Genomic DNA, 19,309 nt, shown 5'->3' with positions numbered 1-19,309 from the left:
AATTAGGATAAAATCCCTATTATCATGTGTTTACATTTTTCCAATATGGAACTATTTGAAATGAGTATAATTTTTATTGACACAAGTATTATATAAGAATATGATTTTTATAATACACTTTTTTAAGAAAGGGTTTGGCTGACATGGCTTCGATTGATAACGAAAGTATCATTAAAAGCGTCCCGCAAAAAGGGTTCTTTGGTCACCCGCGAGGACTATTTACGCTATTTTTCACCGAATTTTGGGAGCGTTTCTCTTACTATGGAATGAGAGCAATTTTACTTTACTATTTGTATACAGAGACGGTTAACGGGGGGCTTGGCTTTGACAAAGGCACTGCTGTTGCCATTATGTCGATCTACGGATCACTCGTATACATGTCCACTATTATTGGCGGATGGCTTGCTGACCGGGTATTCGGAACCGCAAACACTGTGTTTTACGGCGGCATATTCATTATGTTCGGCCACATTGCACTCGCCTATCCCGGCAGCGCGACAGCATTCTATATCAGCATGGTGCTTATCATTATCGGAACGGGTTTATTAAAACCAAACGTTTCAAGCGTGGTTGGAGATCTTTACACGAAAGAAGACCCGCGCCGCGACTCGGGTTTCAGTATTTTCTACATGGGGATCAACCTTGGCGGTTTACTCGCGCCATTAATTGTCGGAACACTCGGACAGAAGTACAACTATCATCTCGGCTTCGGAGCTGCCGCGGTCGGAATGCTTCTTGGACTTATCGTATTTGCTCTGACAAGAAAGAAAAACCTCGGGCTTGCAGGTTCCAATGTGCCGAATCCGCTGTCTAAAAAATCTGCGATTGGCACCGGAATCGGTGTTATCATTGTGGCGATCGCAGTGATTATTTCTGTACAAACAGGCGTGCTGACGATCAATGGTTTCATCGACCTTGTAAGTATTCTCGGTATTTTGATTCCTATTGTTTATTTCATCATCATGTTTACAAGCAAAAAAGCGGACAAAACAGAAAAATCTCGTCTTGCCGCTTACATCCCTTTGTTTATCGGTGCTGTCATGTTCTGGGCCATTCAGGAACAGGGAGCGACCATTCTTGCGGTCTACGCTGATGAACGCATAAGACTTTCATTGGGCGGATTAGAACTTCAGTCATCTTGGTTCCAATCATTAAATCCATTGTTTGTCGTCATTTTCGCGCCAGTATTCGCGTGGCTATGGATGAAGCTTGGCAAACGCCAGCCGTCCACACCAGTTAAATTCTCAATCGGAATTATTCTAGCCGGATTGTCATTTATCATTATGGTATTCCCTGCAATGCAAGGAAAAGAAGCACTCGTAAGCCCGCTTTGGCTCGTTCTCAGCTTCCTGCTTGTCGTGCTGGGAGAGCTGTGCCTGTCTCCAGTCGGTTTATCCGTGACAACGAAACTGGCGCCAGCTGCATTCTCTGCGCAGACAATGAGTATGTGGTTTCTGACTAACGCAGCAGCCCAAGCGATCAATGCCCAAGTAGCCGGATTGTTTGATAAAATTCCTGAAACAATGTACTTCGGCATCATCGGTTTGATATCAATCGTACTTGGCGGCATTCTGCTACTGATCTCGCCGATTATCAAACGCGCGATGAAAGGGGTCTTATAATAAGAAACAGCCCGCCAAAATTGGCGGCTGTTTTTTTATTTGTCCATCCATTTGCTGAAGCTTTGGTCAAAGACTTGCGGTTCTTCGAGCATCGGCTGATGGCCGCTTTTCTCAAAAATAACCTTCTCCACATGGGGATATCCCCCCTCAACAGCATCCCACAGCTCAACTGGAGCAACCAGATAATCATATCTTCCTAAACCGATGTACACCGGCACTTGAACATCAGCTAATCGCTCAATAAGATCAAGCCGGGCAAATGTATGCCCCCATAATTCATCAATGATCGGCATATTCGTAACTACGCCGTCCCATAAAGCAGAAGCGCGCGGCCGTTCTTGATAAAAGCTTTTCGCTTCCGCTCGGATACACATATGCACGAAGCGTCTTTCAGGATCTTTTTCGATGTCCTGCGGCAAATGTGCGATGGCTTTTTCAAAGCGTTTCTTTCTCTCAATGCTGGCTTTCTCCATGAAAAACGCTTCGCTTTTTCGCTGTCTTGCTTCACTGTTATCAGGCGCAGTATTGAAAAGCGCAACCTTCCGAACATGTTCAGGATATGCTCTGGCATATTCTAAAGCCATAAAAGCGTGCCCGGAATGGCCTAAGATGACGACATCCTCAAGCTGAAGAGACGTTCTCATTCTTTCAATATCGCCTAAAACGGTCTCAAGCATTAGGTCTTCTGCCCGCAGTTCCCGCTTTGGCTTGGCAAATCCCCTATGATCGATAAAGATCCATTGATATTTCCGTTTGATGTCCGAGGAAAAAAGACGCGGGTAGTAAACTGAACTCCCGATCACAAGGATGGGCGCGCCCTCTCCCTCGATTCGATAGGATAAATCAAAACCGTCTGAGTGACAGATCCCCGCTATTTCCATTTCTCACGCCCCCTTTGTTTTTATTATATAAAAATAAGCCTGACGCATGGCGTCAGGCTACAATATTATCGCTTCAATTCCTCCAGCGTCTTGTCCCATCTGTTCAGCACCTCTTCAGGGCTGTGAAGCTGGATATGGACGCCAGAGGCCAAATCAGCGTATTTCGCAACGTCCTCCTTCACTGAAACGATGCGGCAGGCAAAACGGTCTCTTTCATATTCGGCACCTCTCAAAGGCGGCAAGGGTTCGCATTGCAGCTTCACATAATGAGCGGCTCCCCTCCACCATGCCGTAAACTGCGCTTTTCCTGTGCGAAGGATGTTGGCGGAAGTCGCTGTGTTTTTCCATAGTGCGATTCGGATATCCGTTCGGCTCAGAGCGATGATTTCTCCCGCGCTGATCATCGCTGCATGCGGCCAGCCATCCTCCGATACGGTTTGCAGAACGAAAGCCTCGTGCTGCTTTTCATTCAGGCGTTTCCCGTCAAGCAGCTCAAAGAGACGGTCTGATAGACAGTTCACGCTGATCAAGCCTTTCGTTCCGGCACAGCCGGAACTTTAACTGCTGTTTCCGTTTCCTTCGGATCGATTTTAAACGCCGGATTGTATTTCGCTGGATTAGTAATGCTTTCCGGCTCACAGGATCTCCATGTGAAAAAGCAAGTTTGGCACTGATAAACTTCCCATGCGCCTTCTACAGGCGATTTGCTCATGACTTCTCCCTTTTTTGAATCACATCGAGGACATGTATGCATATCGATCATCCTTTCCTTATTTATTCATTAAGTCCATTAGTTTTTGTTCCCATTCTTTCGTTGATAATGGAGAATCAAGCGGCTGTGAATAATGGCCTCTTGTTTCCGGCGCAGCCGGTGTAGTGGCGTCAAGAATCATTTTGTGAGTGATCCCTGATGGGTTAGATCCCGGGTCAAGCGGCAGGACAGATAAATCCGGAATGATGACCGCATCGTGTTTTGGATGCATTTTGGTCGAAAGCGCCCACATGACCTGCGGCAGGTTGAATGGATCGACATCCTCGTCAACGACAATGACCATTTTGCAGTAGCCGAGTCCGTGCGGTGTGGTGAGCGCGCGCATGCCGACCGCTTTCGCAAATCCGCCATAGCGTGTTTTTGTGGAAACAATCGCGATTAAACCGTGTGTGTACATGGCGTTCACTGCGACAATTTCATTCGGGTACGCTTCTTTTAACTGCTGATAAAGCGGCACACAAGTGTTAATGCCGATCATGTAATCGCATTCGGTCCAAGGCATGCCTAAGTATAAATGTTCAAAAATCGGATTGTTTCTATGATACACGCGTTTAATTTTGATGATCGGCATGCTGCGTCCGCCGGAATAGTGGCCTGTGAATTCACCGAACGGGCCTTCATATTCGCGCTCTCCGGCAATGATTTCACCTTCAAGTACAACTTCAGCGCCCCAAGGAACATCCAGATCAGACAGCTTAGATTTGACGATGCGATATGGTTCGCCTTGAATCGCGCCTGCCATTTCGTATTCTGATTGATCATAAAGAAGCGGAGTCGATGCCGCCGTTGTTATGACCGGCTCACAGCCGAGCGCAATGGTGACCGGAAGATTAACGCCGCGTTCTTCAGCTTGACGCAAATGTATCGCAATATCGTGCTGCGGCACAGGCTGAATGCCGAGACGGTCTTTTCCTTTGACCTGCATTCTGTAAATACCGACGTTTTGTTTTCCGAAGTTATCAGGGTCTTCAAGATCGCGGGAAATGACACACGCTTTGTCTAAATAGTAGCCGCCGTCCCCTTGGTTAATTCTGAAAAGAGGCAGGATATCGAACAAATTGATGTCTTCTGTGATTTCATTTTCATGAAACGGCGCTGTTTCCTCACGTTTGACCGGCATCGGAAACTGTTCATAACGCTTCGCGAATTCAAAAAACTGCTCTTTCACCGGCGTGTCTTTCGGCATGCCGAGCATCATCGCATGGTTCGGCCAGGAGCCGATCACATTCATTGCAATTTGCGCGTTATTGTAGCCGTAAATGTTATTAAATAAAAGCGCTGGGCTCTTATCGCCAAGATTGCTGGCCGCGCGTGCGGCAGCCCCTAAATCCGGCTCCGGCTTTACCTCTTCATTCACTGTCAGCAGCTGTCCTTCTTTTTCAAGGGCAGCGAGAAATTCTCTGAAATCTTGATAAGCCATGATCAAGCTCCTCCTTTTTGTTTTTCAATCCCATTCCAGCGTTTCGCTTCAGGAAGGCGAATGCCAAATTGGTCCAATGTTCTGAATACAATATGGTCGACCATTTCCTCTAAGCTGCTCGGCTGATTATAAAATGCCGGCATCGGAGGAAGAATGATGGTGCCCATTTTCGTAAGCGCTAGCATATTTTCGAGATGAATCTGGTTCAAAGGCGTCTCTCTCGTTAAGAGGACGAGTTTTTTTCTCTCCTTGAGCATGACATCCGCCGCACGTGTCAGCAGATTATCCGCCATTCCGGTGCGAATGCTTGCGAGTGATTTCATGCTGCACGGCGCAACAATCATTCCATCGGTATCAAACGACCCGCTTGAAATGGCTGCCGCCTGGTCCTTATGCGAATAGGTGTATGTGGCCAGTTGTTCTACTTCTTTTAAGGTATAGCCTGTTTCGTGTTTGATCGTGACGTTAGCCCAAGGAGACACAACGAGATGGGTTTCCACTTCGGCGGCCTTTAGCCACTCCAGCAGCCTGACACCGAAAATAGCCCCTGTTGCCCCTGTCATTCCGACAACGAGTTTCAACTTTGTCCCCTCCTTTACGCTTGAATTCTGTTTTCATTTCCATCATACTCCTGATATATCCATATGAAAAATATCTGTTAAATCTATATTTCATACCTAAAAGGTATAGTAAGGAGGCGCTTTCTTTTGGACATTCGCCAGCTTCGGTATTTCATTACGATAGCCCAAGAACAAAAAATCACGTCCGCCGCCAAAAAGCTCCACATGGCGCAGCCGCCTTTAAGCAGGCAGCTGAAACAGCTTGAGGACGAGCTGGGTGTCGTTTTGTTTGACCGGAATAAGAAAAAACAAATGACGCTTACATACGAAGGAACTGTTTTTCTGAAAAGAGCCAAGGAGATTTTGCACAGGTTTGAGGATGCCGTCATTGAGGTACAAGAGCTGAAGGAGGAGGTAGCCGGCACGCTGGCCGTAGGTTCAACGATTTATTGCGCCGCTCTGATGCTTGAAAAAGTCACACAGATCAAAGAGAGCTACCCGCACCTCACCTTTAACATTTGGGAGAATGAGCCCGCGACGCTGTTAGAGCTGCTGGAAAGCCGTCAAATCGATGCGGCGGTCACAACGACGCTGATCAAAAGCGACACGGTCCAATTTAAACAGCTTGATGATATTCCATGTGTGCTCGTTCTTTCAAAAGAAGCCGGATATCCGTGCGGGGACACCATTAAAATGGAGGACATTCCTTCCTTTCCGCTGATTCTGCTGCGGCCTGTCAACGGGAAAGGCGTCTACAATCAGGTCATGAATGAATTTCATCGTTTGAATCTGGAGCCGCGCATTGTTTGCGAATGCCACGATTCCGCGACTTTGCTCAGTCTCGTTTCTTCCGGATTCGGCGCGTCCATTCTGCCCGTCACGATGATTCCCGTTCATATGAGAAATCATGTTCACACCGTCCATATCGAAAACAATCCCTTCATTATGACACCGGCTGTCATGTGGAGAACGGACAGTTATTTGCCAAAACCGGTACAGCAATTTTTGGATTTATTTTAAAAGATTTTGCCTTATGAAAACCAATTACTTGACTCATACTAAAAAAAAGTTATCCTTTAGATTTGTAAGCTATTTTTTTATTTCAATAAAATCAACCAGAAAAGTGGGGAATAAGATGAAAAAAGCATTATTGGCTTTATTCATGGTCGTAAGCATTGCAGTTCTCGCAGCTTGCGGAGCAGGAAATGACAATCAGTCAAAAGATAACGCCAAAAACGGCGATCTTTGGGCTTCCATTAAGAAAAAAGGTGTGCTGACAGTCGGTACGGAAGGGACATATGAACCGTTCACTTTCCACGACAAGGACACTGACAAGCTGACTGGCTATGATGTCGAAGTTATCACGGAAGTCGCAAAACGCCTTGGGCTTAAAGCCGATTTTAAAGAAACACAATGGGACAGCATGTTTGCCGGCCTGAATTCCAAACGGTTTGACGTCATTGCCAACCAGGTTGGAAAAACAGACCGTGAAGACAAATACGATTTCTCAGATAAATACACAACATCAAGAGCTGTTGTCGTGACGAAAAAAGACAACAACGATATTAAGTCTGAAGCAGATGTAAAAGGAAAAACATCAGCTCAATCACTGACAAGCAACTACAACAAATTAGCTACAAAGGCCGGCGCGAAAGTAGAAGGCGTTGAAGGCATGGCACAATCCCTTCAATTGATCCAGCAAGGCCGCGTCGATATGACATACAACGATAAACTTGCTGTATTGAACTACCTCAAAACATCAGGCAACAAAAACGTGAAGATCGCGTTTGAAACAGGCGATCCGCAGTCAACGTACTTCACGTTCCGCAAAGGAAGCGGCGAGGTTGTTGATCAAGTCAACAAAGCATTAAAAGAAATGAAAGAGGACGGGACTCTTTCTAAAATTTCTAAAAAATGGTTCGGCGAAGATGTTTCTAAATAATCTGCCGGCATTGACGCTTGGCACGGCGATCCCGTGGGATCTGGTGCAGCAGTCATTCTGGCCGATACTTTCAGGGGGAATCTACTATACGATTCCCCTTACCATTCTTTCCTTTATATTTGGAATGATCATCGCGCTGATTACAGCGCTAGCCAGAATGTCGAAAGTGAGACCTTTGAGATGGGTGTTCAGCGTATACGTATCCGCGATACGGGGCACTCCTCTTCTCGTTCAATTGTTCATCATTTTCTATCTGTTCCCGGCCTTTAACGTCACATTAGATCCATTTCCAAGCGCAGTTATCGCCTTTTCATTAAACGTCGGCGCCTATGCATCTGAAATTATCCGGGCATCCATTTTATCCGTGCCGAAAGGACAATGGGAAGCCGGATACACAATCGGCATGACACATCAGAAAACGTTGTTCCGCGTCATTTTGCCGCAGGCCTTTCGTGTATCGATCCCGCCATTATCCAATACCTTTATCAGCCTGATCAAAGATACATCTCTCGCGTCCCAGATTTTGGTCGCTGAGCTATTTAGAAAAGCCCAGGAAATCGGCGCGCTGAATCTTGATCAGATTTTAGTCATCTATATTGAAGCAGCCTTTATTTACTGGATCATCTGCTTCCTGCTTTCACTCGTCCAGCATGTCATCGAACGGCGTCTTGACCGCTACGTGGCCAAATAAGGAGGTTCCGAGTATGCTTACCGTTAAAGGATTAAACAAATCATTCGGTGAAAATGAAATTTTAAAAAAGATAGATATGAAGATTGAAAAAGGGAAAGTCATCGCCATACTTGGGCCTTCAGGTTCAGGGAAAACGACGCTGCTCCGCTGCCTGAACGCGCTGGAAATCCCGAATCGCGGAGAGCTTGCATTTGATGATTTCTCCATCGATTTCTCCAAAAAGGTGAAACAGGCGGATATCCTAAAGCTTCGCCGGAAATCCGGAATGGTGTTTCAGGCGTATCACCTGTTCCCGCACCGCACGGCTCTTGAAAACGTAATGGAAGGCCCTGTTCAGGTGCAAAAACGGAACAAAGAGGAAGTCAGAAAAGAAGCGATTCAGCTTCTAGAGAAAGTCGGATTGAAGGACAAGATGGATTTATATCCGTTCCAGCTTTCCGGCGGACAGCAGCAGCGCGTCGGCATCGCCCGCGCACTGGCGATTCAGCCTGAGCTCATGCTGTTTGACGAACCAACCTCAGCGCTTGATCCCGAGCTTGTCGGAGAGGTTCTGAAGGTGATCAAGGACTTAGCCAATGAAGGCTGGACCATGGTCGTCGTAACCCACGAAATCAAATTCGCCCAGGATGTGGCGGACGAAGTCGTCTTTATCGACGGCGGCGTCATCGTGGAACAGGGACCGCCGGAGCAAATTTTCTCCGCACCAAAAGAAGAACGGACGCAGCGGTTCTTGAATCGGATTTTGAACCCGTTGTAAAAAGAAAAACAGGGCGCCAGCGCCCTGTTACAGAATCCTAAAACAATTTTCGTTTTAGGATTTTGTCATTTTCAGCGAGATTGAAAACCTTTGAAGTCTAGGAAGGGCGAGCATCGGAGCACAGCGAATGTTAAATTCGTGAGCACCGAAGCGCAGGCCTGACAACGAATGCAAGGGTTTGCCAACACGCTGAAACAGGGCGCCTGCGGCGGCCCTGTTTTTTGTTGAGCTCCTTTCGCCTATTCCGCCCTTCTGTCAGATGTGCTACAATGACAATCGACTGATTTTTACGAAAGAAGGGACCTCACGTGAAGCAAGAACTTGTTCTGCGCTGGACATTTTATTTTGCCGGTTTGATCATTTTGGCTTTTGGTGTATCCCTGACGATAGAAGGAAAAGCGCTCGGCATTAGTCCGTGGGATGCATTTCATTACAGCCTGTTTCAGCATTTCGGGCTTACCGTCGGCCAGTGGTCCATCATGATCGGAGCGATCATCGTCGGATTAACGTCATTGTTTACGAGGGCTTGGCCAAAAATTGGGGCGATCCTGAACATGGTGCTCATTGGTGTTTTTATAGATTTTTTTAATTTTCTTCTGCCCGCCCCCTCGACCTACACGGGCTCCGTCATCGTCTTCTCTCTCGGCGTGGTGCTGATCGGTTACGGCGTAGGTGTGTATGTATCAGCCGGCCTTGGCGCGGGACCGCGTGATTCGCTGATGATGCTGATTACAGAAAAAACCGGCTGGAATGTACAATGGGTGCGGAACGGCATGGAAATAACCATTTTGTTTGCGGCATGGGGCATGGATGGTCCGATCGGTTTTGGCACCATTTTGACCGCCATCCTCACCGGACTCATTCTGCGCTTTTCATTGCCGCAGTCAATCCAGCTGCTGAATTATGCTGTGGCAAGGCGAACTGCGGCTGTGAAAGCATCTCCGCCTGTACACTAAAACAAAGCCGTTTCGGCTTTGTTTTTTTATTTTCTCCTCTATATGAGTCTTGTTGAAGTATGATAGGATGGTTTTGACAATCTTTTGCAGACGGAGGATCTAGAATGAAGATTTACGGAATGTATATGGACCGACCGCTTTCACAGGGAGAGACTGAACGGTTAATGTCTTTCATATCGCCTGAAAAACGTGAGAAATGCCGGAGATTTTACCATAAAGAAGATGCTCACCGCACCCTGCTGGGGGATGTGCTCGTTCGCTCAGTCGTCAGCAAGCAGTATCAGCTGGACAAAGCCGATATCCGCTTCAGCGCGCAGGAATACGGGAAACCCTGCATCCCTGATCTTCCTGACGCCCATTTTAACATTTCTCACTCCGGCCGCTGGGTCATTTGTGCGTTTGATTCACAGCCGATCGGCATCGATATTGAAAAAATGAAACCGATCAGCCTCGAGATCGCCAAACGTTTCTTTTCAAAAACCGAGTACACTGACCTTTTGGCAAAAAACAAAAACGAGCAGACAGACTATTTTTATCATCTATGGTCAATGAAAGAAAGCTTTATCAAACAGGAAGGCAAAGGCTTATCGCTTCCTTTAGATTCCTTTTCGGTGCGTCTGCATCAGGACGGACAAGTGTCCATTGAGCTTCCGGACAACCATGCACCTTGCTATATCAGAACATATGAGGTGGATCCCGGCTACAAAATGGCCGTATGCGCCGCGCACCCTGATTTCCCCGAGGATATCACAATGGTCTCGTACGAAGCGCTTTTATAAATAGGTCATCAGCAGCTTCACGCCGTGTTCAATATCTTCCGTTTTCACATTCGATATATTGATTTTTAATAGATTTTCTTTCGGATAATCTGATAAATAATGCCGGTCTATCGCCTCAAGGAGAACCCCTTGTTTTTTCAGCCTTTGAATCACCCTTGAGGCCGGCAGATCACGGGGAAGCACCAGATGGGTGTGCATGCAGGGTGCCTGTCCGCTGGAAAACGCGAAGCGGCCGCTTCCCAGCTGCCCGTGTGTTTGAATGGCTTGATGAAGCCTCATTGACCGTTCCTTATAGGAAGCGCGGATCTTCTCCTTATGCCTGCCGTACATACCGCTTTTCAGATAAATCTCCAACGCCGCTTGAGAAATCATCGAGCAGTCGATGTCGTTCAGCTTTTTGTACGTGTGAAACGTGTCAGCCAGCGCATCCGGCAAAACAGCGGCCCCCACGCGAAGGCCTGGGAACATCATTTTCGAGAAGCTTTTCAAATAAATGACATGCGAGGACAGATCATATGCGAACAGCGGATCTGCCTTTTTATTTTCCTCCAGATCACCAAGATAATCATCCTCAACGAGATACACATCATACGTTTCCGCAAGTCTCACAAGCTCTTGTTTATCACGCTCTGACAAAGAGCAGCCAAGCGGGTTGTGGAAACGCGGCATCGTATAAAAAAATTTGATCGATTCTGTCTGAAACAGCCGCTCAACCTCGGCTATGTCTAGTCCCCCTTCCGTTCGTTTCACACCGATGGCAGGAATCCCAAGCGTCTCAAGCTGTTCAATCATCAAATGATAGCCGGGCTGTTCAATGGCAATCTTCTCTTTCCCATTTGGAAACGGCATCGCACAAAGCAGGGATAACGCCTGCTGGACACCTGATGTGATGAAAATATGCCGTTCATCCGCAAATACCTGCTGATTGGCCAGCAATTTTCGGAGTACACGGATGAGTGATGGAAGCCCCTTTGGCGTTCCATAAATAAACAAATCGTTTTTGTATGTATCAATCGCTTTGTTGATGCAATGCTGGAAATCAAGATACGGAAATACATCGGGGTCCGGCGCAGATGTTGCAAAATCAATGGGGCCCGGCTGCCCGCTTTTTGATTTTCCCGTCTTTTTCACAATATAATAGCCGCTTTTCGGAACGGAGTAAATGAGGTGGCGCTTTTCCAGCTCCTGCAGGGCGCGGATCACTGTGCTCTTGCTGATTTGATAGCGGGCGGACAGCTGACGGATGGACGGAAGCCTATCACCTTCTTGATACGCGCTGCTTTGCATCATCTCTTCTATTCTCGTCAATAGATTCATATATTTCTCCATGCTTTCTCCCCCTGTTTTGTACCGGTACAGTTCGTTATTTTTCTCATTGTACCGTTCTGGCCACAGCCATACAATAAAATAGAGCGACCGGCGCTGCAATTCAGATAAAGGAGCACCTTCCATTATGTTTAAACAACAGCAAGCCTCCGCTTATACGGCGGCTATCTTATATTCGTTCATTATCGGTTTATCGTTTCTATTCGTAAAAATCGCACTGCAAACAGCCGAACCGTTTGATATTCTGGCGCACCGGTTCACCATTGCGTTCGCCGCTGCCACTGTACCCGTCTTATTCGGCTGGGTAAAGCTATCAATCCGTGTAAAGGACGTCATTGCCATCTTGCCGCTCGCCCTGCTGTATCCGGCATTGTTTTTCAGCTTTCAGGCATTCGGCCTTGTATACTCGTCCTCCTCTGAAGCGGGAATTATTCAGGCTGCCATTCCGATTTTCACGATGGTCTTAGCCAGTTATTTCTTAAAGGAACGCTCGACGCGGGCGCAGAAGGGTTTCACGGTTTTATCCGTTGCCGGCGTCATGTTTATTTTTGTGATGAAGGGCGTTGACGTGGAATCGGCCAGCTTAAAAGGATCTCTGCTGATCCTGCTGTCCGCTTTGTCCTCCGCGATGTACAATACCGCTGCCAGAAAAATGACCCAGCGGTTCAAGCTGACCGAGCTCACCTACATCATGTCGGCCATCGGCTTTGTCGTATTCAACGCCATCGCCATAGTGCGCCACAGCGCGGCAGGAACTGTCGGCACTTACTTCCAGCCGTTCCGGGAGCCCGGCTTTGTTCTCGCGATTGTGTATTTGGGCGTGCTGTCTTCACTCGTCACTTCGTTTCTGTCCAACTATACGCTGTCACGGATTGAGGCCTTTAAAATGAGCGCTTTTAATCATGTAGCGACCATCGTGACGATGTTTGCAGGAGTGGTGATTCTAAACGAAAGCCTCGCCTGGTACCATCTTGCCGGAGCCGTTTGTATTATGATTGGCGTGGTTGGAAGCAATACCACACTGCGGAAAAATAAAAAACAACTTGGTACCCCTGTGAAAAAATGAGAAATGATGCTAGGCTGAAAGGAAAAACATGGTTTGAGGTGTAAATTTACTGTATGGTTCAATATGCTAGTGAAAGTATCAATCTTCCAGGAGAAATGACGTTTAAAGATATAAGAGAAATCTTTTTTTATCAAATCGGGAAAATCTCATTCTTTTACTTTCTTTTGTTCTGCTCCATTTTTGCTGCAGTTCATTCCATTAACGGATGGCCCCGTCTCGTTTTTGGCAGCGACGCGCTTAACTTGTTTGTGAATGGTATTTTGATTATCGTGATGTCGGTTCTGTTTACACTGCTGCTCCTCCTTCTTCTATATGTAAAGTTTTCTAGAGCCTACAAGAAGAACGAACGGATTCAATCCAAAAGAACATATACCCTCAATCAAGAAGGAATCCGTATATGTTCTCAAAAATATGACCTCATTTTTAATTGGGATGAAATCACAGCTGTTTTCGAATATAAGAAGATCTTCAGGATCAATACATCAAGCGGCCAATATATTGCGATACCAAAACGTTTTTTTCATTCCAAAGAGGAAATGAACAGATTCAGGGGGATTATTCTTAAAAATACTGAAACAATTAAAGTGAAATGGAAAAAGGATCAGCACTGACAGTGCCGGTCCTTTTATATGGATTGATGCGTTTCTTTTGCCTTCTGTTTATTTAAAAACGGCACCAGCTCTATTCCAGCCGATACACCCACAAACACGATGCACACAACAATAATCAGCAAATAATCATGAGCCATGTCAAAAAACAAGCCGCCCGCATACACACTGAGAGCCCCTGCAATCTGATGGATAAAGAAGTTGATGCCTAACAGCGAGCCGATCAATCCTGAATGATAGCTTTCAGAAATAGACGCCGCGGTCAGCGGGATCACGCCTGTGTAACTGAGCCCGAATAACAGGATAAACCCGAAGTACCAAAGTTCGCTTTGATGGATTCCGAGAATGGGGATGAGCAGACAAATCAAGCTGAGCAGCCGAAGGAAAAATAAAATGGATAGCATCACGCTTCTGCTGCCGAGGAGATCTGACAGCCAGCCCGCCAATAATCCGCCAATGATGATAAACGCTCCGAACGCGGCCATCATTCCGTTGACATGGGAGACATGCGCATCCTTCAGCATCGGCACGAGATGAGCATCTATGATCCCCATTGTAAATCCGCATGTAAACACGCCGAAGTACAGGACATGAATCAGGCGGGACTGCTTTATGACGTTCCAAAATCCCCGCCAGTCATAAGACTTTTTCACTGACGGCGCTTGCGCATGTGGCGGGTGCTTCATCCCGAAGGCGAGGAGCGGCAGCAGAACAGCCGCCATGACGACGCCCAATATCGTGTAGGTATTTTGCCAGCCGGCATGATACGGAGCCGCGGCCCAAATGGGAGAGAGCAGCAGCAGGCCCGCAGAATTGGCATTGGTCAAAATAGCGAGCGCCAGGCCCTTATGCGTCTCAAACCAGCGGCTGATGAAATACTGGGTCGTCACGCCGACCGCACAGGAATAGCCGATTCCGCCGAGCACTCCGTAAATGGCGGAAAACACATGAACATTTGGTGAATACGGAAGCACCAAAAAACTTGCGCTGATACAAACAGCTCCAAGCCCCATAATTTTTCTGACGCTGAACCGATCGATAAAAAAACCGACAAAAAACTGAACGATGCCCGTTGTGATCATAAAAACGCTGACAGAAACGGAGATTAGCGACCTGTCGGCATGGAAGGTATCCGCCATCGGCAGCATAAAAAATTGAAAGGAATTTCTAAATGAGTTCATTCCGATGGCGAAAACAAACGTAAACAGCAATACAAACCATTTCATCTTAGGGGACGCGTACATGTTTCGACCTGCCTTTGTTTGAGTATTGCGACTATTATATCATGTAAAAATTGACATTCCACACAAAAAAAGCGGAACAGCTTAAGCTGTCCGCTTTTGATCACGATTGAATAATCGGATGCTGATTCAATATCGCAAAAATCCGTTCTGCCACTTCTTCCGTATGTGACAGCAGAAACATGTGCCCGCCGTCAAATTCATGGAATGTGATGTCTTTCGCCCACTTCTTCCAGCCTTGTGCATCCCGAATGCATTTTTCATCATCAAGTCCGTTAAAGACATGAACAGGTGATTGGATCGGGGCCACATCGTGAAGCTCAAATTGTTCAAGAGCCCGGTAATCCGATCTGAAGGAAGGCAGGAAAAAGGACATGACTTCCTTATTTTCAACAAGCTCCGCAGGCATCCCGCCTAACTTGATAATATGATCGAGAAACTGGTCATCAGGCAGATGGGACACTTTCTTCCGCTGAATATGCGGCGGCTGAATCGCAGAAATGATAACCGCCTGCGGAAAGATGCCTTCACGCTCCAGCTTTTGCGCCAGCCTGAAGGTGATCATTCCGCCCATACTGTGTCCGAATAGCACAAACGGCCGATCAGGACGAAGGTTCAATTCTTGCTTGTACAAATCGGTCAGCTCTTCGAGATCCTCAATGGCTGACGTTTGATTCGTGCCGTGTCCCGGCGGCTCGGCAGCGAGCATCTCACACTCCCCCTGCAAAAAAGCATGGAGAGGGCGAAACGACGCCGAGTAGCCGCCGGCAAACGGAAAACAGATGAGCCGCGTTTTTTCCGACGCATCAAATGATCTGAAGAGTTGGCTCATGGCCGTCTCCTCCTTTCATCACTTCGTTTAAGAAACCGTTACGGTTTGTGTATTAAGTAATTCGAGCAAAATCTCCGCATTCCTATCTAACGTTTCACCTTGCAGCATTTCAGCGTGTGTTCCGAAGCCTCTTTTCACACGGTAAGCACCTGTTGTGGCCTCTTCCCACGATGCAAGCCATTCCGGCATGTCAAAATCAGTATCAGATGTCAAGAGATCAATATCCGCTTTCACCTGTCCTGTGCTGATCAGGTTGACGTAGTATGAGTAGAAGGCGTGTGTTTTTTGCTTGAGGCCTTGTTTGACGACTTCGCTGTTGAGCGCTTCATTGTCACGGTTGACATTCATCAGCGCCTCGACATCACTCTCAACCGTTCGTCCGTCCAGATCACTGACACCTTGTTTTTTATAGGAATCCACCATGATGATCCGCTGAACCGCGCGCCCTTGTTCCTCAAGCTTTTTAGCAGCTTCAAACGCCAGGCTGCAGCCCGCCGAATACCCGAACAATGTCAGAGGCCCATCCGGCTGAAGCTTCTGGATCAAATCCGCATAGCGGTCAAGACGGTTTTCCTCCTCAATGAAATCAAAGGCGCACAGTTTATATGACGGCAGGCGGCTGGCCAGGTTTTGATACATGAGGCCATAGCCCAAGACCGGCGGGAATGCGAAAATGATTTGCTCCTGATCGGGATTCATGATGGTTACATCCTGCAATCCATCTGAGCCTCCGTTTTTCAAATACGCTGAAATGCCGGCGATCGTAGGCGCTTCAAACAAAAGCTTCACCGGAAGATCAATCGCGAGCTCTTTCTTGATGCGTGAAGCGGCGGTCATCGCCTTTAAGGAGTGCCCGCCGAGCGCGAAGAAATCATCATGAATGCCGACTTGCTGTCTTCCGAGAATCTCGGACCAGATTTGTGCGATCATTTCTTCCATCTCGTCTCTGGGCCCGACCCATTCTTCCGCCAGCTGAGCCTGATCCGGTTTTGGCAGCAGCCGTTTATTGACCTTACCGTTTGTCGTTAAAGGAAGCTCCTCTAGAAAAGTAAAGGTTTGCGGCACCATGTAAGCAGGAAGCTGTTTTTTCAGGTGCGCCTTTACGTCCTCAGCTGAAAGCTGCGTCCGGTTCACGAGGTAGGCGTTGATTGATGCATCTCCTGACTCATGGCGGTCCGCAACAACAATTGCATCTTTCACACCCGGGTATTCCTGCAGCTGTTTTTCGATTTCTTCTAGCTCAATCCGATGTCCGCGTATTTTGACCTGGTCGTCAATACGGCCGGCGTATTCAATCGTTCCATCCGCCAGCCAGCGTGCTAAATCCCCTGTGCGGTAAAGCGTTTCTCCCGGCTTAAAGGGGTTCGCGATAAATTTTTGCTTCGTCAGGTCATGACGGTTTAGATACCCTTTTGACACACCCATTCCGCTGATGCACAGTTCGCCGACAGCTCCGAATGGCTGAAGCTGGTTCTGCTCGTTGAGTATATATACACTGGCATTGCTGATCGGCTTTCCGATCGGCAATGAGGAGATGGAATCCGGCAGATCACGCACGACGTGAGCTGTCGCAAACACCGTTCCCTCAGTCGGCCCGTAGCAGTTAATCAGCTTGCCCGGCCCCAAGATCCGCAGCGCTTTTCTGACGTGAGGCACAGACGCGCGCTCTCCGCCAAATAACACGCAGCGAAGTCCCTCCATCCAATCCTCTCCCGCATCTGTGAGAAGATTAAATAGTGCGGTTGTCGCAAACATGACATTGACATTCTCCTGTTGAATCAAATTGGTTAGGCGTTCTGTGTCAAGCAGCGTTTGTTCATCTGCGATTATGAGACGTGACGCATTCAATATTGAAGCGTAGAAATCAAAGGTAAATGCGTCAAAGGCGTAATTCGAAACAGATAAGAACGTATCTTTTTCAGAAAATGCCATGTAGTCTACATGCTTGATCAATCCTTGAATATTGGCATGAGTGGTGATATTGCCCTTCGGCTTTCCGGTTGTGCCGGACGTATACATAATATACGCCGGAGCGTCGGGTTCAATCGCGATTTCAGGATCGCTTGCCTGTTCTGCAAACCGTGTTTGATCATCAATGAAGAGCGTTGTTCCTGTATACGGCAGCTGAGCCGCTTGTTCTTTCATCTCCTCATGTGTCAGCAGACAGGCTGCCGCACTGTCAGTCAGCATATACGAGATTCGGTCTTCCGGCAGCTTCGGATCAACCGGAAGATAAGCCGCTCCCGCTTTTAATACTCCGAGAATGCCAATCACAAGTTCAAGCGAGCGCTTTGTGTACAACGCTACAACGGAGCCTTTGCCCGCACCTTGCTTTTGCAAACGGCGCGCAAGGCGGTTTGCTTCCTCATCTAATTCGCGATAGGAAAGAGTCTGGCCGGAATACGTAAGCGCCGGCTCATCAGGATGAACGTTCACCGCTTCCTTGAACCAGTCCGTCAGAGGCTTTGCCTCATGAGTTTGAGCTGGCGGGTTTAATCGGGTAAGCAAAAACTCTCTCTCTTTGTCGTCAACGAGGCTGATCGTGCTGACAGGATGATCCGGCTTCTGGATGAGCTGCTGAATCGCTGTGAGAAGCTGCGATTTCAAGCGCAGAATAAATGCCTCATCAAACACATTCTCATTATAGGCAAGCTTAATCAGCATCTCATCCCCCGGAGAAGCCATCAGATTGAGATCATAATTCGACTTCTCAAAAACATGTACATCCTCCATTTCAAAGCCATTTTCACTGTTTTCTTCATTTTTTGCATCCTGAAGCGGATAATTTTCAAAGACAATGATGTGGTCAATCAGTTTTGGCTGATCGGCCTGGCTTTGGATGTCATAGAGCGGGACATATTGATGCGGCTCAGACTGAAGCGATTGCTCCTGCAGCTGCTTGAGCAAACCGTTAAATGTGATATCCTCAGACAGTTTCACCCGTCTCGGGACAACGTTGATAAACAGCCCGACCATATGTTCAACACCTTTGATTTCCGCGGGACGCCCGGAAACGACTGTGCCGAAGGCCAAATCGCCAGACCGCTGATAGCGGCTGACCAATACGCTCCAAACTGCCTGCAACGCCGTACTCAAAGTGGTATGCTGCGATTTTGCAAGCTCGGTAAACGCCTTTGTTTCCGCCTCTGGCAGTGAGAAGAGCAATTCTTTCGGCTCGTAGCCGTCCTTTTGTTTCTTTCTTTGCTCCGCAAACGTCGTTTGTCCTTCAAAATCCTCTAAGTACTCTCGCCAGTAACGCAGTGATGCTTGTTTATCCTGCTTTTCAAGCCACTTGATGTAGTCCTTATATGGTTTGACCGGCGGCAGGGTGTATGGCTTTTGTTCGCGCAGGGCATTGTATACCTTAAACAGGTCCTGCACAACGATGCCGAAGCACCATCCGTCCAAAATCATGTGGTGGTAGCTCCACACCCATTCAAAGCTTTCTTCAGCTTTTTTGAAAATGGCTGCCCGCATTGGGATATCCCGCGTCAAATCAAAGCCCTTGATCTTATCCTGTTCTTTGTATTCATTAATTTTGGCTGCTTGTTCGCTGCCCGTTAAGTGTGTCAGATCGATTTCTTCTATATGAAACTGCCGTTTTTTCAATACGACTTGGACCGGCCTTTTTACTTTTTCGTGAATGAACACGGTACGAAATACATCGTACCGGTCCATGATCACATTCATGCTTTCTTCAAGGCATTTGATATTCAAGCCGCCTTTTACTTTCATCGTGATCTGTTCAAGATAAAAGCTCTGGCCGGGATTCAGGATGGTATGAAACAGCATCCCTTCCTGCATCGGCGATAGGTAATACATATCTTGAACCTGATCCTTGCTAAATTGACTCATA

Annotated in this window: 17 protein-coding genes and 1 pseudogene; 9 read left to right on the top strand and 9 right to left on the bottom strand. The window is 47.4% G+C overall.

Annotation, left to right across the window (positions count from 1 at the left end):
- Positions 1-143 precede the first annotated feature (143 nt).
- Positions 144-1,622 (top strand): peptide MFS transporter, encoded by a 1,479-nt coding sequence (locus tag EFK13_RS02270; RefSeq protein WP_129506714.1) that lies wholly within the window; start codon positions 144-146, stop codon positions 1,620-1,622.
- Between the two features lie 35 nt (positions 1,623-1,657).
- Here EFK13_RS02270 and EFK13_RS02265 read toward each other — a convergent pair whose 3' ends face one another.
- From EFK13_RS02265 to EFK13_RS02245, 5 genes and pseudogenes are all read right to left on the bottom strand, one after another.
- Positions 1,658-2,503: an alpha/beta fold hydrolase gene (locus EFK13_RS02265; protein WP_129506715.1), complete on the bottom strand. Its 846-nt coding sequence runs from the start codon at positions 2,501-2,503 to the stop codon at positions 1,658-1,660.
- A 65-nt stretch (positions 2,504-2,568) separates the two neighbouring features.
- The gene (locus tag EFK13_RS02260; RefSeq protein WP_129506716.1) at positions 2,569-3,033 is read right to left on the bottom strand and encodes a pyridoxamine 5'-phosphate oxidase family protein; all 465 of its coding nucleotides are present in this window, start codon (positions 3,031-3,033) and stop codon (positions 2,569-2,571) included.
- Positions 3,030-3,257, bottom strand: a complete 228-nt coding sequence (gene bsdD, locus EFK13_RS02255; protein ID WP_103747891.1) for a phenolic acid decarboxylase subunit BsdD — start codon at positions 3,255-3,257, stop codon at positions 3,030-3,032. Before bsdD ends, EFK13_RS02260 begins: the two co-directional genes overlap by 4 nt.
- 16 nt (positions 3,258-3,273) lie before the next feature.
- Positions 3,274-4,695, bottom strand: coding sequence for a phenolic acid decarboxylase BsdC (bsdC, locus tag EFK13_RS02250; RefSeq protein WP_129506717.1), 1,422 nt, complete (start codon positions 4,693-4,695; stop codon positions 3,274-3,276).
- Positions 4,696-4,697: 2 nt separating this feature from the next.
- Positions 4,698-5,313, bottom strand: a pseudogene (locus EFK13_RS02245) (non-oxidative hydroxyarylic acid decarboxylases subunit B).
- An 89-nt stretch (positions 5,314-5,402) separates the two neighbouring features.
- Here EFK13_RS02245 and bsdA point away from each other — a divergent pair.
- From bsdA to EFK13_RS02215, 6 genes are all read left to right on the top strand, one after another.
- Positions 5,403-6,275, top strand: coding sequence for a transcriptional regulator BsdA (gene bsdA, locus EFK13_RS02240; RefSeq protein ID WP_129506718.1), 873 nt, complete (start codon positions 5,403-5,405; stop codon positions 6,273-6,275).
- Between the two features lie 115 nt (positions 6,276-6,390).
- Positions 6,391-7,197, top strand: coding sequence for a cystine ABC transporter substrate-binding lipoprotein TcyA (gene tcyA, locus EFK13_RS02235; RefSeq protein ID WP_075750147.1), 807 nt, complete (start codon positions 6,391-6,393; stop codon positions 7,195-7,197).
- Positions 7,184-7,888, top strand: coding sequence for a cystine ABC transporter permease TcyB (gene tcyB / locus EFK13_RS02230; RefSeq protein WP_064814561.1), 705 nt, complete (start codon positions 7,184-7,186; stop codon positions 7,886-7,888). The genes tcyA and tcyB overlap by 14 nt, the downstream gene beginning before the upstream one ends.
- 13 nt (positions 7,889-7,901) lie before the next feature.
- Positions 7,902-8,645 carry a cystine ABC transporter ATP-binding protein TcyC gene (tcyC, locus tag EFK13_RS02225; protein WP_129506719.1) on the top strand — a complete coding sequence of 248 codons (744 nt, stop codon included), beginning with the start codon at positions 7,902-7,904 and terminating at the stop codon, positions 8,643-8,645.
- A gap of 308 nt (positions 8,646-8,953) precedes the next feature.
- Complete coding sequence (locus EFK13_RS02220) at positions 8,954-9,601, top strand: YczE/YyaS/YitT family protein (protein ID WP_129506720.1); 648 nt, start codon at positions 8,954-8,956, stop codon at positions 9,599-9,601.
- Between the two features lie 104 nt (positions 9,602-9,705).
- Entirely contained in the window at positions 9,706-10,380 is a 675-nt protein-coding gene (locus tag EFK13_RS02215) for a 4'-phosphopantetheinyl transferase family protein (RefSeq protein WP_129506721.1), read from the top strand.
- Here EFK13_RS02215 and EFK13_RS02210 read toward each other — a convergent pair.
- Complete coding sequence (locus EFK13_RS02210) at positions 10,375-11,709, bottom strand: aminotransferase-like domain-containing protein (RefSeq protein ID WP_129506722.1); 1,335 nt, start codon at positions 11,707-11,709, stop codon at positions 10,375-10,377. The two genes, EFK13_RS02215 and EFK13_RS02210, sit on opposite strands and share 6 nt — an antisense overlap.
- A 124-nt stretch (positions 11,710-11,833) precedes the next feature.
- On the opposite strand from EFK13_RS02210, the gene EFK13_RS02205 reads away from it, so the two are divergent.
- On the top strand, positions 11,834-12,772 hold the full coding sequence (locus EFK13_RS02205) for a DMT family transporter (protein ID WP_129506723.1): 939 nt from the start codon (positions 11,834-11,836) through the stop codon (positions 12,770-12,772).
- Positions 12,773-12,825: 53 nt separating this feature from the next.
- Positions 12,826-13,383, top strand: a complete 558-nt coding sequence (locus EFK13_RS02200; RefSeq protein WP_129506724.1) for a YcxB family protein — start codon at positions 12,826-12,828, stop codon at positions 13,381-13,383.
- A gap of 14 nt (positions 13,384-13,397) precedes the next feature.
- On the opposite strand, the gene EFK13_RS02195 is transcribed toward EFK13_RS02200, so the two are convergent.
- The 3 genes from EFK13_RS02195 to srfAC all read right to left on the bottom strand — a co-directional run bounded on the left by EFK13_RS02195 (position 13,398) and on the right by srfAC (position 19,308).
- Positions 13,398-14,624 carry an MFS transporter gene (locus EFK13_RS02195; RefSeq protein ID WP_129506725.1) on the bottom strand — a complete coding sequence of 409 codons (1,227 nt, stop codon included), beginning with the start codon at positions 14,622-14,624 and terminating at the stop codon, positions 13,398-13,400.
- Between the two features lie 100 nt (positions 14,625-14,724).
- Positions 14,725-15,453 (bottom strand): surfactin biosynthesis thioesterase SrfAD, encoded by a 729-nt coding sequence (gene srfAD, locus EFK13_RS02190; protein WP_129506726.1) that lies wholly within the window; start codon positions 15,451-15,453, stop codon positions 14,725-14,727.
- Between the two features lie 27 nt (positions 15,454-15,480).
- Positions 15,481-19,308: a surfactin non-ribosomal peptide synthetase SrfAC gene (srfAC, locus tag EFK13_RS02185; protein WP_129506727.1), complete on the bottom strand. Its 3,828-nt coding sequence runs from the start codon at positions 19,306-19,308 to the stop codon at positions 15,481-15,483.
- Position 19,309: the final 1 nt, after the last annotated feature.

The organism is Bacillus cabrialesii (genome assembly GCF_004124315.2).
In the GTDB taxonomy this organism is placed as follows: Bacteria; Bacillota; Bacilli; order Bacillales; family Bacillaceae; genus Bacillus; species Bacillus cabrialesii.
This window is presented reverse-complemented; position numbering and strand designations above follow the sequence as displayed.

What these genes read in the sequence shown, in the direction of transcription:
- EFK13_RS02270 (WP_129506714.1), top strand. Translation starts at nt 144, where the DNA reads ATGGCTTCGATTGATAACGAAAGTATCATTAAAAGCGTCCCGCAAAAA.
- EFK13_RS02265 (WP_129506715.1), bottom strand. Translation starts at nt 2,503, where the DNA reads ATGGAAATAGCGGGGATCTGTCACTCAGACGGTTTTGATTTATCCTAT.
- bsdD (WP_103747891.1), bottom strand. Translation starts at nt 3,257, where the DNA reads ATGCATACATGTCCTCGATGTGATTCAAAAAAGGGAGAAGTCATGAGC.
- bsdC (WP_129506717.1), bottom strand. Translation starts at nt 4,695, where the DNA reads ATGGCTTATCAAGATTTCAGAGAATTTCTCGCTGCCCTTGAAAAAGAA.
- tcyA (WP_075750147.1), top strand. Translation starts at nt 6,391, where the DNA reads ATGAAAAAAGCATTATTGGCTTTATTCATGGTCGTAAGCATTGCAGTT.
- tcyB (WP_064814561.1), top strand. Translation starts at nt 7,184, where the DNA reads ATGTTTCTAAATAATCTGCCGGCATTGACGCTTGGCACGGCGATCCCG.
- tcyC (WP_129506719.1), top strand. Translation starts at nt 7,902, where the DNA reads ATGCTTACCGTTAAAGGATTAAACAAATCATTCGGTGAAAATGAAATT.
- EFK13_RS02215 (WP_129506721.1), top strand. Translation starts at nt 9,706, where the DNA reads ATGAAGATTTACGGAATGTATATGGACCGACCGCTTTCACAGGGAGAG.
- EFK13_RS02210 (WP_129506722.1), bottom strand. Translation starts at nt 11,709, where the DNA reads ATGGAGAAATATATGAATCTATTGACGAGAATAGAAGAGATGATGCAA.
- EFK13_RS02205 (WP_129506723.1), top strand. Translation starts at nt 11,834, where the DNA reads ATGTTTAAACAACAGCAAGCCTCCGCTTATACGGCGGCTATCTTATAT.
- EFK13_RS02200 (WP_129506724.1), top strand. Translation starts at nt 12,826, where the DNA reads ATGGTTCAATATGCTAGTGAAAGTATCAATCTTCCAGGAGAAATGACG.
- EFK13_RS02195 (WP_129506725.1), bottom strand. Translation starts at nt 14,624, where the DNA reads ATGTACGCGTCCCCTAAGATGAAATGGTTTGTATTGCTGTTTACGTTT.
- srfAD (WP_129506726.1), bottom strand. Translation starts at nt 15,453, where the DNA reads ATGAGCCAACTCTTCAGATCATTTGATGCGTCGGAAAAAACGCGGCTC.
- srfAC (WP_129506727.1), bottom strand. Translation starts at nt 19,308, where the DNA reads ATGAGTCAATTTAGCAAGGATCAGGTTCAAGATATGTATTACCTATCG.